This window comes from Sphingobacterium gobiense (assembly GCF_002980575.1).
Classification (GTDB): domain Bacteria; phylum Bacteroidota; class Bacteroidia; order Sphingobacteriales; family Sphingobacteriaceae; genus Sphingobacterium; species Sphingobacterium gobiense.
This window is the reverse complement of record NZ_PVBS01000005.1, coordinates 15,149-31,361: the sequence shown is the minus strand read 5'-3', so window position 1 is coordinate 31,361 and position 16,213 is coordinate 15,149. Positions and strand designations below refer to the sequence as shown.

Here is a 16,213-nt window from a genome sequence, read left to right as displayed (position 1 = left end):
TCGAAAAGACTTCCTCTTATAAGAAAGAGAACCCCACGCCGATGGTCCACATTCTTATTTTCTGATTGCCCGTTTCATTCAGATTGCTCAAGCCATGCTCATAACGTAAATCGACCGTGAAGCTGCTAATGTCAGCACCGATACCGCCGATGATTCCGGTAGAGCTTTTTTTGTAATCCGTCCACTCCGCAGGCTTCGTGAAGCTTATATCCTCGTTTTGACCAAAAGAGAAGACAGGTCCTGCTTGAATACGTGCTCCAATTGGACCGAGTCCGATTCTTGTACCTAATAAAATAGGCACGTCAAAACTCTTAAAGGTAGCGTCACCGTCTTGGCCACTTTCTGTTTGGATGCCAACTTTTTTACTCGCATAATAAGCTTCAGGTTGTACATGGAATCCGGCTATTCCCACGCGTCCCCACGCGCCCAACTGGAATCCAGTTTTGGTGTCCGAATTAAGGAATCTTCCTTCTGATCTTAGGCTGGAAAAGCCTAAACCTGCTTTTAATCCCACCTTAAATGTGGGGAATAATTGTGCTTGTGAAATGCTGATAGCAGCAATTAAACAAATTAAAGTAAGTATAGATTTTTTCATGTGAAAAATATTTGTTTATTTTAATACACCACAATAATAACGTATTTATTTCAATATTTATATATGAGCATACTAAAAATAACTGCTTCGGACTGGGAAGTTTTGAAGATAAAATTGAGTCGAAAATATAATCACCTCACAGATGATGATTTAGTTTATACGTCCGGGGAAGAGGAGGCATTGGTAAATCGCCTAGCGAAGAGGCTTCGGCGCGATAAAGAATACATTACATTCACGTTGGCAAAAGAACTCTCAAACTTGGAATCAAATCGTCTATAAGAATGGCAGACTTGATTACATGGGACGATTTTGAAAAAGTAGACTTGCGTGCTGGAACTATATTGGAAGCGGTGGATTTTCCGAAGGCACGTAAACCCGCCTATCAATTGCTTATCGATTTTGGTGAATTAGGTATATTGAAATCGAGTGCACAGATTACAGTACATTATAAAAAAGAGGATTTGGTAGGGAGGCAGATCGTAGCGGTAGTTAATTTTCCAAAAAAGCAAATTGCAGACTTTATGTCGGAGTGTTTGATCACAGGATTTCCGGATGAGAATGGAGAGATTGTATTGTGTTCGATAGAAAGACAGGTGCCAAATGGAACGAAATTAATGTAGATTAGGAAAACTGAAAATGTAGGTTAAATGAAAGTGTATAATTTTGAACCAACGGACTTCGATCCCATAGCAACGGATGAAGCCTACATGCGGGAAGCGTTAAAGCTGGCGCAAAAAGCTTATGAAGAGGAGGAAATTCCTATTGGGGCCATAATTGTTAGCCACGGTAAGATTATCGGAAAGGGGTATAATCTCACCGAGCGTTTGAACGACGTGACCGCTCACGCAGAAATGCAAGCGTTTACGGCAGCTTCCAATTATGTGGGCGGGAAGTATTTGAAAGATTGCACTTTGTATGTTACCGTAGAGCCTTGTGTAATGTGCGCGGGGGCATCTTATTGGTCCCAAATAGCTAGGATCGTATATGGAGCAGCGGATAAAAAAAGAGGGGCTTCCCGATATGGGAATCTTTATCATCCAAAAACAGAGTTAGCTTCGGGCGTACTTGCGGAGGAATGTACGGATCTTATAAAATCATTTTTTCGTAATAAAAGGTAAAGAAAATAAGATTTTGGAGGTTAAATAAAACCTAAGCCAATCTGAAATTGTTATATTCGTGTTCATTATTAATAATAATCAAAAAAATAGAAATATTATGGCATTTGAATTAGAAGCTTTACCTTATGCGAGCAATGCATTGGAACCGCACATTGACAAAGACACCATGGAAATCCACCATGACCGTCACCATCAAGCTTATGTAGACAATCTGAACAAAGCGATTGCAGGGACAGATGCTGAGAACCTATCCTTAGAAGAAATCAACAAAAACATCTCTAAATATCCCGCTGCTGTTCGTAATAACGGTGGAGGACACTTTAATCATAAGCTTTTTTGGACTGTTTTAAGCGCAAATGGAGGAGGAGAACCCACAGGTGGGCTGGGGGAGGCCATTAACAGAACCTTTGGCTCATTTTCGGAACTGAAAACACAATTACAGAATGCGGGTGCTACTCGCTTTGGCTCAGGTTGGGCTTGGTTAATCGTGAAGTCAGACGGCCAGCTAGCGGTTACATCAACTCCGAATCAAGATAATCCGCTGATGGATGTGGCAGAAGTACAGGGTACACCTATTTTGGGTATTGATGTATGGGAACACGCATACTATTTGAAATATCAGAATAAACGTCCAGCCTATCTTGATGCGATTTTCAACGTTATCGATTGGGATGCCGTTGCAAAACGCTATGACGAAGCAAAATAAGAGACGAGAATAAAAAAAGCCTGAGACATGCTCAGGCTTTTTTTATTCTTCTATTCCAACGGCATGTTCATCAAGATTACTTCCATTGACTTCCGCTCGAATTTTGCTTTCGAGCTCGTCACTTAAATCGGGGTTGTCCAATAATAAACTCTTTACAGCATCACGTCCTTGTCCTAACTTGGTGTCACCGTAGCTAAACCATGAGCCAGACTTCTTGATGATACCGTATTCTACACCTAAATCAATAATTTCGCCAACTTTAGAAATTCCTTCGCCGAACATAATGTCGAACTCTGCCAGACGAAACGGGGGGGCTACTTTATTTTTCACAATTTTTACTTTAACACGGTTACCCGCTACTTCGTCATTATCTTTAATCTGTGAAGTTCTACGAATATCCAAGCGAACGGAAGCATAGAATTTTAGTGCATTTCCACCGGTAGTCGTTTCTGGGTTTCCGAACATGACACCAATTTTCTCCCGTAACTGGTTAATAAAAATACAGCAGCAGTTGGTTTTAGAGATTGTACCCGTCAATTTCCGCAGAGCCTGTGACATCAAACGGGCTTGGAGCCCCATTTTTGAGTCTCCCATTTCTCCTTCAATTTCTCCTTTAGGTACCAATGCAGCAACCGAGTCGATAACGATGACATCAATAGCTCCAGAACGGATAAGGTTATCGGCAATCTCCAAGGCCTGCTCGCCATTGTCGGGCTGGGAGATAAGCAGATTTTCGACATCTACCCCCAGCTTTTGTGCATAGTACTTATCAAAAGCGTGCTCTGCATCGATGATAGCTGCTATGCCTCCCTTTTTCTGTGCTTCCGCAACAATATGGGTGGCGAGGGTTGTTTTACCGGATGACTCCGGACCGTAAATTTCGACGATACGTCCTTTGGGTACGCCTCCAATGCCTAATGCTATATCTAAACCCAGCGATCCAGTAGAAATAGCCTCAATACGTTCTACTGCGGAATCTCCCAGTTTCATAATCGTGCCCTTACCGTACGACTTTTCCAATTTATCTAAAGTTAGCTGTAAAGCTTTTAGTTTATCTGTGCTGCTCATATTTTTAGTATTATCTAGTCAAAAGTAAAATTAAAATTTAAAATTACAAAATTAATTTACTAATATTTTTAGTTATTCAATTGTGTTTAATCCGTCTTTGCCGTTTTGATATAGTGTGTTTCAAAATACTTGCAAATATACGTAATAGGGCATGCCTCACATTTTGGACTTCTTGCCACACATATATACCGCCCATGGAGGATAAGCCAGTGATGCGCAATAGCGATTGTATCCTCTGGGAGATATTTGACCAATTGCTTTTCCACAGCCAATGGTGTTGTAGCGCGGCTTGTTAGTCCTAAACGGTTGCTTACACGAAACACATGTGTGTCCACCGCCATTGCGGGCTTGTTGTATATTACGGAAGATATAACATTGGCAGTTTTCCTTCCGACGCCTGGCAATTTGATAAGGTCTTCCACTTTTTCGGGTACTTCCCCATGAAATTCTTCCATCAATTTTCTAGCCATTCCAACCAAGTGCTTTGCCTTGTTATTCGGATAACTGACCGAACGAATGTAGCTAAATACTTCATCCGGGGTGCCGACGGCTAATGAGGCGGCATCCGGAAAACGTCTGAAGAGGACAGGAGTCACCTGATTAATGCGCTTGTCTGTACATTGTGCGGATAAAATGACGGCAACCAGAAGTTCGTAAGGATTACTATAGTTTAATTCCGTTTGCGCATCAGGGTTGTGTGTCGAAAAATACTTAACAAATTCCTGATATCTTTCTTTCTTTAGCATGAACAAAGATATTCAAAAAAACAAAGTCTCTAAGTTTATTTAGAGACTTTGCCATTTTACTTCCTTAAGCTACGAGAATAGTTCAATATATTCTCGATGGTTTTGGGGGTTGGATCTTTTGCCAATTCTTGTAAATTGGATTTTAGATTTTGTTCAAATATTTCATCAACTATCTTGACCATACTCACCCTCTCCTCGCTTAACTCCGTATCATGTTCTTTTGTAAAGAATTCTACCATAAGCATTTTATTTATCTAAGTATATATAAAACGCAAGATAGATATTTATATTATGTGAAATTTAACATTTTTTTACTTTTTTTTTCCGATATGCTGATCAGCCTCCTCAATAGCGGCCTTCGCATTAACAATTCCACCCGATACACTAATTTCATCCAAATAAACTTTTTTAGTAGATCCATCTACTTTTATTTTTACTCTTTCGTCTACCTTTGTTACGGATTTCAGGATGATGTCTTTCACTTCTTTGGCCGTAAGTTCCGGATAGTAAGAGCGTAATACTGCCGCTAGTCCGGATACTACCGGAGCAGCCATACTTGTTCCATTTTGTTCCTTATATGTAGATCCGGGCATAGTAGAATTAATTTTGACACCGGGTGCAAAGACATCCACTGAACGGTATCCAAAATTGGAGAACTCAGCCAACAAATCACCGTCGAGCCCCGATGATGTAGCTCCTACCGTAATCCAGTTTGACGCTTCGCCCAATACGGCATTCAGACTATCTGTGTAATATTTCGTTGGGTAATTTTTGACGATATCGATATCTTTGGCATCATTCCCTGCGGCATGTACCATAAGCACGTCTTTTTCCTCGGCATATTTTATAGCCTCATCAACCGTCTTTTTATTAAATACATATCCCTTGCCGAAACTCATATTGATTACTTTTGCTCCATTATCAACGGCATAGCGTATGCCGTTTGCAACGTCCTTATCACGCTCATCACCATCGGGTACAACACGTACTCCCATAATCTGCACATTATCCGCTACGCCGTCGATTCCGATACCGTTGTGGCGTTTCGCACCGATGATACCTGCCACGTGCGTTCCATGTTCTGCATCTGGGCCTTTGATATCGGCGTTTCCATAGAAACGTTCGCTGGCATCTTCGTAATTGTCGCCGACAATGTGGCGAGGGTCGTAATTTTTGTTTAGATGATAGTCCACTTGGGCACGAAAGTATTTCACACCTTCTTCCAGCTCTTTGTAAAAGTCTTCAAAGCTCTTTTCATCACTAAGTTCCCTTTTCGTCATGCGGATGGCCATTTTCTGACGGTCAGTGTTTGGCTTGTAGGCATCAAGGTCAGCTTTTGTTATCTCTATGATGTCTTTGCCTATTTTTTTAATGGCAATATCAATTTCTTCCTTTAGTCTGCCGTAGTTTAGGTTTCCGAAATTTGCCTGATCGAGTTTGCTGGTGTATTCGCTTATCATCTTTTGGTATGCTACAAACTCCCGGCGTTCAGCTTCGCTAAGTGGCGTGGAGGGTAATACGGATATATATTTAGGTTCGTAAATGCGAATCAAACGGGTGATTTCCAAGTTATCGTATTGTACATTTTCGCCGTTGGCGTTCCCCATAAAGTTCCATCCATGCACATCGTCGACATAGCCATTTCCATCATCATCTTTGCCATTTCCCATAGTTTCTTTGGCGTTTGTCCACATGACGTCTTTCAAATCTTCGTGCTTATAATCTATACCACCATCTAATACACCCACAACGACGGGAGTTGATTCCCTACCTGTTAAAAGCTCGTATGCTTTTTCGGTACTGATTCCGTGTACACCGTCTGTTTCGAAATCAAGATTATACCAATTAGGTGGGTTGGTAGTTTTTGATTGGGCATTTCCCCATAACGGAAGTATGCTGATACCTAATAAGGCAACAAGTTTCACTGTTCTAGTCATATATTTCTGTTTCGTCAAGAGACAAATATAAGGTAACTCGCGAGTTGATGTTGTTAAAAAAATATAAATCACTATTCTTTTACATTAACTTTATTGTCAAAACTCGCTTTTATGTACAAAAACTGGAACTATATGATTATTATTGGGGCTATGACGATATCTTGTTCTGATAACACGAAAGAAAATGCGGCTACTTGGCCAAATGTTACTGCCCCCGTGGCAGAAAAAAAAGTATATGAGCGTACTATCCATAACGATACAATAGTGGATAATTACTATTGGATGAACGATTATTTTAAGAAAGGTCCCAACTCGGCAGAAGTGATTGCTTATTTGGAAGCAGAAAATAACTATACCGCAGCGATGATGAAAGACACGGAAAAGCTGCAGGAAAAGCTTTTTCACGAAATGAAGGGACGGATAAAGGAGAAAGATGAGTCCGTTCCCTATTTTAAAAATGGATACTATTATTACAGCCGTACAGAAGAAGGTAAACAATATTATAAATTCTGTCGGAAGAAGGGGAGTCTGGATGCTCCGGAAGAGATATTGCTCGACGTGGATGATATGGCGGAAGGGTATGCCTATTATGCTGCGGGTGGCTTTTCGGTAAGCCCGGACAATAAGTTGCTTTCCTTTGGAGTGGATACCGTATCTCGAAGAGAGTATACGATTTATGTGAAGAATCTCGAAACCGGCGCGTTATTACCGGACAAGATTGATCGTACAACGGGTAGTGCTACTTGGGCAAACGATAATAAAACGTTATTCTACACGGCCAAAAACCCAGCTACCTTGCTGAGCGAGAAAATCCGTCGGTATACGTTGGGCTCGGGATCTGCAGGCGATGTCGTCGTATATGAAGAGAAAGACAATACGAATTATATCGGTGTAGGAAAATCAAAAAACGGAAAGCATATTATGATCTATTCAGGTGGAACACTTTCCTCCGAGGTTCGCATATTGGATGCTGATCAACCGAATGGTACTTTCAAGATGTTCCAACCTCGGATGAAAGGGGTGTTGTATTCCGTGACGGCACTGGCAGACAAATTTTTAATTTTGACCAATGATGGGGCAAAAAACTTTAAGGTAATGGAGTGTCCGTTAGATAAGACTGCCAAGGAGCATTGGAAAGAATTTATCCCTCACCGCCATGACGTACTCGTTTCCGATATCGATGAATTTAAGGATTATATTGTGATTTCAGAACGCAAGAATGGCTTGACACAAATGGCGATACGATCTTTAAAGAGCGGAACGCAGCATTATCTGAATTTTGGGGAGGCGGCCTATACTGTGTATCCAAGCACGAATGTTGAATATGATACCGATATGGTACGTTATGGCTATACTTCGCTCGTGACCCCATCTTCGACATATGACTATAACATGAATACCAAAGAGAGAACCCTCAAGAAACAGCAGGAGGTTGTCGGTGGATACAATGCAGAGAACTATATAACAGAACGTTTGTTTGCTATAGCAGCTGATGGCACCCAGATTCCTATCTCGCTAGTCTACAAAAAAGGTTTCTCTAAAAATGGGAAATCACCCTTGTTGCTCTACGGATACGGTTCCTATGGTATGTCTATGGATCCTACCTTTAATTCGTCGAGGCTGAGCCTTTTGGATAGAGGCTTTTCTTATGCCGTTGCGCATATCCGTGGTGGCGAAGAGATGGGACGGGAGTGGTATGAGGATGGTAAAATGATGAACAAGAAAAATACGTTCACTGATTTTATCGATTGCGCCAAATATCTTATTTCAGAAAAACTGACCAGTTCCGACCATCTATATGCACAAGGTGGTAGTGCTGGCGGTTTGCTTATGGGTGCGGTTATCAATATGGCTCCTGCTTTATGGAATGGTATCATTGCACAGGTTCCTTTTGTGGATGTAGTCAATACCATGTTAGATGATACTATTCCACTCACCACAAACGAATATGATGAATGGGGGAACCCGAATGATAAAGCAGCGTATGACTATATGAAATCGTATTCGCCATATGAAAATATTGAAGCAAAGGAGTATCCAAACCTATTGGTTACCACCGGGCTTCACGATAGTCAAGTGCAATATTTCGAACCTGCAAAATGGGTAGCAAAGTTACGTGAAATAAAGAAAGGGGATCAGGTCGTTTTGTTTAAAACAGACATGGAATATGGACACGGCGGAGCTTCTGGTCGGTTTGATTATCTGAAGGACGTTGCGCTGAATTATGCTTTTCTATTTAAATTGGAGGGGATTACAGAATAATATAGTCTAGCCATACAAGCACCAGCGTGTCTTATAGATAATGATCCGCAGGCAAAAAGAACGTTGATATGGATTGTCTGGAATGCGAGGTTTAGACTCGCTATATATAGATTATCCGTTGAGTGTGATTTTACAGGGAAATTATAGGGTGTTAATAGGGGTACAATCTCTATTAACACCCTATTATACCCCTACTAACCCCCTGTTAACCCTCTATAAACCGGTAAGCAGATATAAGCGAATAACTCGAAGTATAACATCAAATCCCTAAGCTTAGATTATTTTCTTCAACTTCTGTTCTATTTCCACTACGTTTTTTTCAAAATCTCGCCACGTAGCCAATGCTTCAAAAAGAATAGTTTTTAAGAATTTTTTTGTCTAAAAAAGTTTAGAATATTTGGTTTTTAACAGACAATAATACACGACATTTATCAATAAGTAACTAATATTTTAGACACCATCTTATCGATTATTTAACGAATCTTGTCGATTTTCCCTTTCAATTTCCCGGGCATCAATCTGATGCTGTTTGTAATTTTCAATAGCCACTTTACTTGCCTTTTGGGACACGATAATACCCACTATTGCGATAATAGTTACGATAGCAAGTCCCCAAGCATACTTCTTTTTGTCTTGTTTTACTAGCCAATACATAAGAAAGATATAAGGTATCGCGAAAAAGATATAGAATATAATACTTGGACCAACCATCTTGCGAGAAATTTAAACCGATACAAAAGTACGAAATAAATAGTGATATTAAAGCCCGGTCGTTCCTTTTAAACCTTTCATCAAAAAGGAGGTCTAATTAATAGATTGGCGAGAAGGAAGCGCCATAAATATTTTTTTGACAAAAAAACTAAGTAGCTATTGCATAAAAGAAAAAAAATATTTTTTACTTTTGTCTTATTAATAGTCAATAGATAGATAAATGAACGGCTTCGGTATACACCCATCCACTCTCGAAAAACTTCCGCAGAAGTTTATAAAGGATATATTGTATACTTTGAAAGGGTTCAATTGTCCTATATTACGGCTCCGACGACCTATTCTGCCTCGAGCTTGATTGGGGGGCAGGACGACATCCAATATGAACAATCACTCGGCTCGGTGGTTTCTCAATCGTTAATTAACAGAGTTTTGTTGAGAACACATTATGTGTAATTTATTAGGTCGACATCTTCGATGACACTTTCAGATTTTTCAATTATTCCCGCCACCTCTGCGCACATAGGACATGCAGAAACGATTTGTAACGAAATGTTTGAGTCTGCGAAAGCACGTGGAACAGGTATTGCTCGTCGTAAACCGGAATATGTCGTTCGCAAAATAGAGGAGGGCAAAGCGGTCATAGCCTTGCACAAAGATGGTCGTTGGGCGGGGTTTTGTTATATAGAAACCTGGGGACACGGTGACTATGTCGCTAATTCTGGATTGATTGTGGCGCCGGATTTTAGAAAAGTAGGATTGGCAAAAGCAATTAAGAAACGTGTCTTTGATCTATCGCGCGAAAAATATCCCAGCGCGAAAATATTTGGTTTAACGACCGGATTGGCCGTTATGAAAATAAACTCGGACCTAGGCTATGAACCGGTAACCTATGGCGAGCTGACCCAAGATGAGGAGTTTTGGAAAGGCTGTCAATCCTGTGTGAACTTTGATATTTTGGTAAGCAAAGAACGTAAGAATTGTATGTGTACCGCAATGCTGTGGGACCCTATCGAGAAGGAACGCGAGCTCAAAGAAAAAATTCAACGTCGTGCTGAAGCGAAAGAACGTTTAGATCGTATTGTGAAGAAGCAATCACTTTTGAAACGTATTGAAGCAAAATTGTGGAAATCGTCCAAGAAGATAGTTGCTGCGATATTCCCTGTGGGTACTGGCCTCGCAAAAAATATATAATTAGTAAAACAACGTAATCCAATGAAACCATCATGATTTATACAAACCACACAGGGGGCTGAATAAATCTGATAGCTTCATCACCTTTTAAGAACAAACCGAGTGTAACGAGCTTTTTATACAATTGAAATTCACACTCATAAATAATTATATACAGATGAAAAAAGTAGTATTAGCGTTTAGTGGTGGTTTAGATACGTCCTTCTGTTGTATCTATCTAACAAAAGATTTAGGACTAGAAGTACATTCTGTAGTGGTCAACACCGGAGGATTTTCGGATGATGAATTGAAAGCTATAGAAGAGCGTGCTTACGACCTAGGCGTGAAGTCCCATACTGCAATTAATGAAACGGAGAACTATTACCGCGATACTATAAAGTACCTCATTTTTGGGAATGTATTAAAAAATGCTACCTATCCACTTTCTGTATCGGCGGAGCGCGTTTGTCAAGCGACCGCGATCGCCAATTACGCGAGAAAAATAGGTGCAGCATGTGTGGCCCATGGCTCTACGGGGGCTGGAAACGATCAGGTTCGTTTCGATATGATTTTCAATACCCTCATTCCTGGCGTGGAGATTATAACACCTATCCGCGATCTTAAGCTATCCAGAGAAGAAGAAATAGCTTATTTGGCTAAACACGGAGTAGAAATCAACGCCGAAAAAGCAAAGTATTCTATCAATAAAGGACTATGGGGCACTTCCGTCGGCGGAGCGGAGACCTTGACTTCGAATAAATATCTGCCAGAGACTGCATGGCCTACGCCAGTGACGTCTTCCGAACCGCAAACGGTAACTATCGACTTTGTTAAAGGAGAGCCGGTGGCATTTAATGGTGAACAAATAGGTGCGGTTAAAGTTATCCAACAGCTGCAGGACTTAGCGCAACCATATGGTATCGGACGCGATATACACGTCGGGGATACCATTATCGGAATCAAAGGACGCGTCGGTTTTGAGGCTGCCGGACCGCTTATCCTTGTTAAAGCCCACCATACACTGGAAAAGCATACCTTAACGAAATGGCAATTATCCTGGAAAGATCAGATTTCTGCTTTTTATGGTAACTATATGCACGAAGGACAAATGCATGACCCCGTCATGCGGGATATCGAGGCGTTCCTCCGTTCCGCACAGGAAACAGTGACAGGACGCGTTATTATCGAACTACACCCTTATCGGTTTATCGTTGTTGGAATCGAATCTGAACATGATTTGATGTCAACTAAATTTGGTAGCTATGGCGAAATGAATGAAGGGTACACGGGCGATGACGTAAAAGGTTTTGCTAAGATATTCGGTAACCAAGCATTGATTTGGCATAAAGTTAATAGTGGAGGAACAGAATGATACGAGTAGGTATAGTAGGTTCTGCGGGATATACAGGAGGTGAACTGCTCCGTGTTTTGATTTATCACCCTGATGTAGAAATTGTTTTCGCTAATTCGGCTTCAAATACCGGCAACAAAATTTATGCGGTTCACAATGATTTGTTTGGTGACACCGAATTGGAATTTTCTTCCGATTTCCATTCCGATATCGATGTGCTATTTTTATGTGTTGGACATGGCGATGCGCAAAAGTTTCTGAATGCAAATCCAGTGGATCCACGCGTTAAGATTATCGACTTGTCGCAAGATTACCGATTGAAAGCGAACACCGCCCACCAAGGTGGGTATTTTGTCTATGGTCTCCCCGAGCTCAACAGGGAAGCGATTAAATCGGCACAATATATCGCCAATCCGGGATGCTTTGCTACCAATATACAATTGGCATTACTTCCTTTAGCGGCTAAAGGACTATTGCCAGGGCAGATTCATATCAATGCTACAACGGGTTCTACGGGGGCAGGGCAAAAACCTTCATCTACTTCGCATTTTTCTTGGCGTAGTGGAAATCTTTCTGCCTATAAATCGTTCGAACATCAACATTTGCAGGAAGTCTCCGAATCGTTGAATCAGCTTCAACCAGATTTTCTACCACAATCTGACTTATCCTTACTTGAACGGGCCATGCAACGGATTAATATGATTCCGCAACGGGGGGCATTTCCAAGAGGGATTTTTTCAGCGATATACGTGACTTCCGAATTGACTGAAGCGGAAGCTTACACGCTTTATGAGGACTATTACGCGAGCCACCCTTTTACATGGGTAAGCAAAGCAAATATTGATTTGAAACAGGTCGTCAACACCAATAAGAGTATCATGCATTTGGAGAAACACGGCAATCAATTGTTGATTCTAAATGCAACCGACAATTTGTTGAAAGGAGCATCGGGCCAAGCTGTTCAGAATATGAATCTGATGTTCGGCTTGGATGAAAGAGCAGGGCTTAATTTGAAGTCTATAGGGTTCTGATTTTTCTTTTTCCCGTGAAAAATAAACAAACTTGACCACAGAAAGCACTGTCATACGGATAAAAAAGTAAAGGCAGACGTATAGTCTGCCCTTACTTTTTTATTGATTTTATTTCTTACTCCGCAGAAAGCGTAATTTTTCTTTCGACGGAAACGTTATCGCCCGTTACAGCATTTCCATCTTTATCAACAAGTGTTAATTTAAATGTGTTCTCACCCATCGGAAGGTTCAATACTTCGTAAGGCACCCATTGATCCAATAAGAATTCTTGTCCGTTAATGTCTGCTTTAACCTTATTGCCATCTGCACCTAAAGAACCATTAACAGTGAAAAAGTCTAATAGCAAGGATTTTGTGTCATCTCCTTTGTATTCACCTTTCGGACGGCTGTAGAATAACGCCGCTTGTCCTGAATCTGGTAACTCTTCAATTTTAGCATCCGCAGTAACTTTAAACTTTACTAATTTAGAAGCATCGTTTGTTTTGATAGACTCATGGAACGAGCGTGATAAAAACGACATCAAATAGTGCTCAGAGTTAAGGGCGACCGTCACACTATGTTCAGGCTTATACAACGCTGCATAGGGCTCATTATCTAAAATGAAATGGATATGCTGTCCGTCATGCGAGTTTGCCATGTGGTGGTCATGCTCTGTTTGTGCGGTCAGTTCAAAATTGCTAACATTATATTTAACGGTAACTTTTGCGGAATCTGAGCCAACTTTTTCAGCTGTAATCGACGCGATTTCCAGTGTTGCTCCCGGAAACTCCTTCGCGTGCGCTAAAGGATTTACGGCAATACTACCAACGGAGTCAGCCAAAGCTGTACTATCTTGCGTTTCGGCATCTGTATTTTTTGTAGTTGGATTACATGCCACAAGTGTCGCTGATGCAGCAACAAATGCTAGGGCAGTTTTCAAATTGGTCATTTTCATACCTTTGATTTAATTATTTTTATGATTTACTACTTCTGTTATTGAACAAATATAACGGAAAAAAGTTTTATTACGCAAAAGCCGTGTCCAACGCTGTCTTGATAGCTTCTATCGTCTGGTTTAGATCTTCCTGTGTGTGGGCACTGGAAATAAATCCGACTTCGTATCCCGAAGGGCCGAAGTATATACCCTGATTGAGCAGCGAACGGTGCATGACTTTATATTTTTCCATAGAAAGCGGATCAATTTCATCCGCCCGTTTGATACTTTTTTGATCTGTAAAAGCAAACCAAAAGATAGACCCAACCGTGAAGATTTGAACCGCGTAGTTTCTCCGATCTATGTAAGCGCGTATTGTATCTATAAAACTTCTCGTTTTCTCTTCTTGTTTGGTATAAAAATCGGGCTCCGCTAATATGCGAAGCGCAGCAATTCCTGCAGACATAGCTATCGGGTTTCCGGATAGCGTGCCTGCTTGATATACACCGCCGTCAGGCGAAATATGTGCCATGAGCTCTTTGGAAGCGCCATACGCGCCAACGGGCATGCCTCCGCCGATAATCTTTCCGTAAGTAATAATATCAGGCTGTATATCATAGTAGCGTGCAGCTCCTTCAAACCCTAATCGAAAGCCGGTGATTACTTCATCAAAAATAAGTAAGGCACCATGTTCTTGTGTAATTTGGCGTAAGAAATGAATATAATCCTTATCCTGAATTAATAAACCGTTGTTGGCGGGGATACCCTCTATGATAACAGCGGCTATCTGATCAGAAAATGACGAGAAAACTTCTTCTAAAGCTTGTTTGTCATTTAATGAAATGACAATGGTCTCTTCGGCAAATGCTTTGGGTACACCGGCGGATGACGTTTCGCCAAAGGTAACCAATCCAGAACCAGCTTTGACCAATAGTGAATCGGAATGACCATGATAACAGCCTTCGAATTTAATAATCTTATCTCTTTTGGTGTATCCCCTAGCCAAGCGGATAGCGGACATAACTGCTTCGGTTCCGGAACTGACAAAGCGAATTTTTTCGATGTAGCTGTTATTGGTTAAAATCAATTCTGCTAATTCATTTTCTAGTCGGGTAGGTGCGCCGAAGCTCAGTCCTTTGTCTAACTGCTGGGCTACCGCATCCCGTACCTTATCATGGTTGTGCCCCAAAATAAGCGGGCCCCATGAACAGCAGTAGTCAATGAATTCGTTATCATCTGCATCCCATATTCGGGCCTTGTCTCCTCGTTCAATAAAAAGCGGTGTGCCATATACTGATTTAAACGCCCGTACTGGAGAGTTTACGCCCCCCGGAAAATAATTTTTTGCCTTCTCGAAAAGTTCCGCAGATTTTACGCGGGAAATATCTTGTTCCATTTTTGTGATTCGTTTCTCGTAGTTCATGACTTGTGATCTGTAAAGTTGACCCTCCTCTAACCTCTCCGAAGGAGGGGAACCAGATTTCTGCTACTATCCCATCCTTAACACTTGATGTCGCATCAAAAGCTTTGGCGAATGTAGAAATACCCTAATTGCACTATCCCTTATGCCAAAGGTTTTAAGCGACGATTTTTTGATTCTTTTTTCTAAAAAAGAACAGGCTATAGCCATTTTTTTTCTAACACCTCTTTTGCATGATAAGTTAAGATTGATGTTGCGCCAGCGCGACGGAAGCTCATCAATGTTTCCATAATGGCCCGCTCTTCATCCAACCATCCATTTCGAATGGCAGCTTTCAACATAGCATATTCACCGGACACATTGTAGGCTGCAATAGGTAAGTCAAAATTATCGTGTAGTAATTTAATGATGTCTAAATAAGGAAGTCCGGGCTTAACCATCAGGAAGTCCGCGCCTTCTTCTGCATCCAACTGCGCTTCAATGAGCGCTTCCCGTGAATTAGCAGGATTCATTTGGTAAGTTTTTTTATCTCCTGCCTTTGGTGCCGAATTAAGGGCATCCCGAAAAGGACCATAGAAAGCCGAAGCATATTTAGCGGTGTAGGACATCAGCGAAACGTCCGAAAACCCATTTTCATCAAGTACTCCACGGATATAGCCAATGCGTCCGTCCATCATGTCTGAAGGAGCGATGATATCTGCGCCCGCTTCTGCATGAGCAAGCGCCATTTTTCCTAAAATAGCTAATGTTTCATCGTTCAGGATAACACCGTTCTCCACAATGCCATCGTGTCCGTCCGAGCTGTAAGGGTCCATAGCTACATCCGTTATTACACAGGCGTCAGGGAAGTTTTTCTTTACCTCCTCGATAGCTCTCAAATATAGATTGCCTTTTTGATAGCTTACGGTAGCGTATTTGTCTTTAAGTGAGTCGTCAATATTGGGAAAGAGGTCGAATGCGTATAACCCCAGTTTCATACAGTTTTCTACCTCGCGCAGTAGGTTATCAATAGAATGTCGATAGATCCCGGGCATAGAAGAAACATCGGTTTTCTGATTTTTTCCCTCTATGATGAAAAGGGGGAAAATAAGGTTGGCGGGGGTTAGATGATGCTCCTGAATCATATCCCGTATAACAGTAGATTTTCTATTTCTTCTTGGACGGTGCAACATTCTTTAGTATTTA

17 protein-coding genes are annotated in these 16,213 nt (G+C 41.2%); 8 read left to right on the top strand and 9 right to left on the bottom strand.

Features of this window, described 5'->3' with window-relative positions; all coding sequences use genetic code 11:
- Window positions 1-16: 16 nt before the first annotated feature.
- On the bottom strand, window positions 17-595 hold the full coding sequence (locus tag C5749_RS17660; RefSeq protein ID WP_105727560.1) for an outer membrane beta-barrel protein: 579 nt from the start codon (window positions 593-595) through the stop codon (window positions 17-19).
- Between the two features lie 63 nt (window positions 596-658).
- Between C5749_RS17660 and C5749_RS17655 the strand changes: the two genes are divergently transcribed.
- The 4 genes from C5749_RS17655 to C5749_RS17640 all read left to right on the top strand — a co-directional run bounded on the left by C5749_RS17655 (window position 659) and on the right by C5749_RS17640 (window position 2,419).
- Complete coding sequence (locus C5749_RS17655; RefSeq protein WP_105727559.1) at window positions 659-874, top strand: CsbD family protein; 216 nt, start codon at window positions 659-661, stop codon at window positions 872-874.
- Between the two features lie 2 nt (window positions 875-876).
- Window positions 877-1,215, top strand: a complete 339-nt coding sequence (locus C5749_RS17650; protein ID WP_105727558.1) for a tRNA-binding protein — start codon at window positions 877-879, stop codon at window positions 1,213-1,215.
- Between the two features lie 27 nt (window positions 1,216-1,242).
- Window positions 1,243-1,713 carry a nucleoside deaminase gene (locus tag C5749_RS17645; protein WP_105727557.1) on the top strand — a complete coding sequence of 157 codons (471 nt, stop codon included), beginning with the start codon at window positions 1,243-1,245 and terminating at the stop codon, window positions 1,711-1,713.
- A 97-nt stretch (window positions 1,714-1,810) separates the two neighbouring features.
- The gene (locus C5749_RS17640; protein ID WP_105727556.1) at window positions 1,811-2,419 is read left to right on the top strand and encodes a superoxide dismutase; all 609 of its coding nucleotides are present in this window, start codon (window positions 1,811-1,813) and stop codon (window positions 2,417-2,419) included.
- A gap of 42 nt (window positions 2,420-2,461) precedes the next feature.
- On the opposite strand, the gene recA is transcribed toward C5749_RS17640, so the two are convergent.
- The 4 genes from recA to C5749_RS17620 all read right to left on the bottom strand — a co-directional run bounded on the left by recA (window position 2,462) and on the right by C5749_RS17620 (window position 6,170).
- Window positions 2,462-3,487 carry a recombinase RecA gene (recA, locus tag C5749_RS17635; RefSeq protein WP_105727555.1) on the bottom strand — a complete coding sequence of 342 codons (1,026 nt, stop codon included), beginning with the start codon at window positions 3,485-3,487 and terminating at the stop codon, window positions 2,462-2,464.
- Window positions 3,488-3,573: 86 nt separating this feature from the next.
- Window positions 3,574-4,233, bottom strand: a complete 660-nt coding sequence (gene nth, locus C5749_RS17630) for an endonuclease III (RefSeq protein WP_105727554.1) — start codon at window positions 4,231-4,233, stop codon at window positions 3,574-3,576.
- 56 nt (window positions 4,234-4,289) lie between these two features.
- Window positions 4,290-4,472 carry a hypothetical protein gene (locus tag C5749_RS17625; RefSeq protein ID WP_105727741.1) on the bottom strand — a complete coding sequence of 61 codons (183 nt, stop codon included), beginning with the start codon at window positions 4,470-4,472 and terminating at the stop codon, window positions 4,290-4,292.
- A gap of 72 nt (window positions 4,473-4,544) precedes the next feature.
- Window positions 4,545-6,170 carry a S8 family peptidase gene (locus C5749_RS17620; RefSeq protein WP_105727553.1) on the bottom strand — a complete coding sequence of 542 codons (1,626 nt, stop codon included), beginning with the start codon at window positions 6,168-6,170 and terminating at the stop codon, window positions 4,545-4,547.
- Between the two features lie 111 nt (window positions 6,171-6,281).
- Here C5749_RS17620 and C5749_RS17615 point away from each other — a divergent pair, with 111 nt between their 5' ends.
- The gene (locus C5749_RS17615; protein WP_105727552.1) at window positions 6,282-8,432 is read left to right on the top strand and encodes a S9 family peptidase; all 2,151 of its coding nucleotides are present in this window, start codon (window positions 6,282-6,284) and stop codon (window positions 8,430-8,432) included.
- A 462-nt stretch (window positions 8,433-8,894) separates the two neighbouring features.
- On the opposite strand, the gene C5749_RS17610 is transcribed toward C5749_RS17615, so the two are convergent.
- Entirely contained in the window at window positions 8,895-9,086 is a 192-nt protein-coding gene (locus C5749_RS17610) for a hypothetical protein (RefSeq protein ID WP_245893829.1), read from the bottom strand.
- 531 nt (window positions 9,087-9,617) lie between these two features.
- On the opposite strand from C5749_RS17610, the gene C5749_RS17605 reads away from it, so the two are divergent.
- From C5749_RS17605 to argC, 3 genes are all read left to right on the top strand, one after another.
- Window positions 9,618-10,334, top strand: coding sequence for a GNAT family N-acetyltransferase (locus tag C5749_RS17605; RefSeq protein ID WP_105727550.1), 717 nt, complete (start codon window positions 9,618-9,620; stop codon window positions 10,332-10,334).
- A gap of 157 nt (window positions 10,335-10,491) precedes the next feature.
- The gene (gene argG / locus C5749_RS17600) at window positions 10,492-11,685 is read left to right on the top strand and encodes an argininosuccinate synthase (protein ID WP_105727549.1); all 1,194 of its coding nucleotides are present in this window, start codon (window positions 10,492-10,494) and stop codon (window positions 11,683-11,685) included.
- Window positions 11,682-12,695 (top strand): N-acetyl-gamma-glutamyl-phosphate reductase, encoded by a 1,014-nt coding sequence (argC, locus tag C5749_RS17595; protein ID WP_105727548.1) that lies wholly within the window; start codon window positions 11,682-11,684, stop codon window positions 12,693-12,695. The genes argG and argC overlap by 4 nt, the downstream gene beginning before the upstream one ends.
- Window positions 12,696-12,810: 115 nt before the next feature.
- On the opposite strand, the gene C5749_RS17590 is transcribed toward argC, so the two are convergent.
- From C5749_RS17590 to hemB, 3 genes are all read right to left on the bottom strand, one after another.
- Complete coding sequence (locus C5749_RS17590) at window positions 12,811-13,629, bottom strand: hypothetical protein (RefSeq protein ID WP_105727547.1); 819 nt, start codon at window positions 13,627-13,629, stop codon at window positions 12,811-12,813.
- Window positions 13,630-13,699: 70 nt separating this feature from the next.
- Entirely contained in the window at window positions 13,700-15,004 is a 1,305-nt protein-coding gene (gene hemL / locus C5749_RS17585; protein WP_105727740.1) for a glutamate-1-semialdehyde 2,1-aminomutase, read from the bottom strand.
- Window positions 15,005-15,228: 224 nt separating this feature from the next.
- Window positions 15,229-16,200: a porphobilinogen synthase gene (hemB, locus tag C5749_RS17580; protein WP_105727546.1), complete on the bottom strand. Its 972-nt coding sequence runs from the start codon at window positions 16,198-16,200 to the stop codon at window positions 15,229-15,231.
- Window positions 16,201-16,213: the final 13 nt, after the last annotated feature.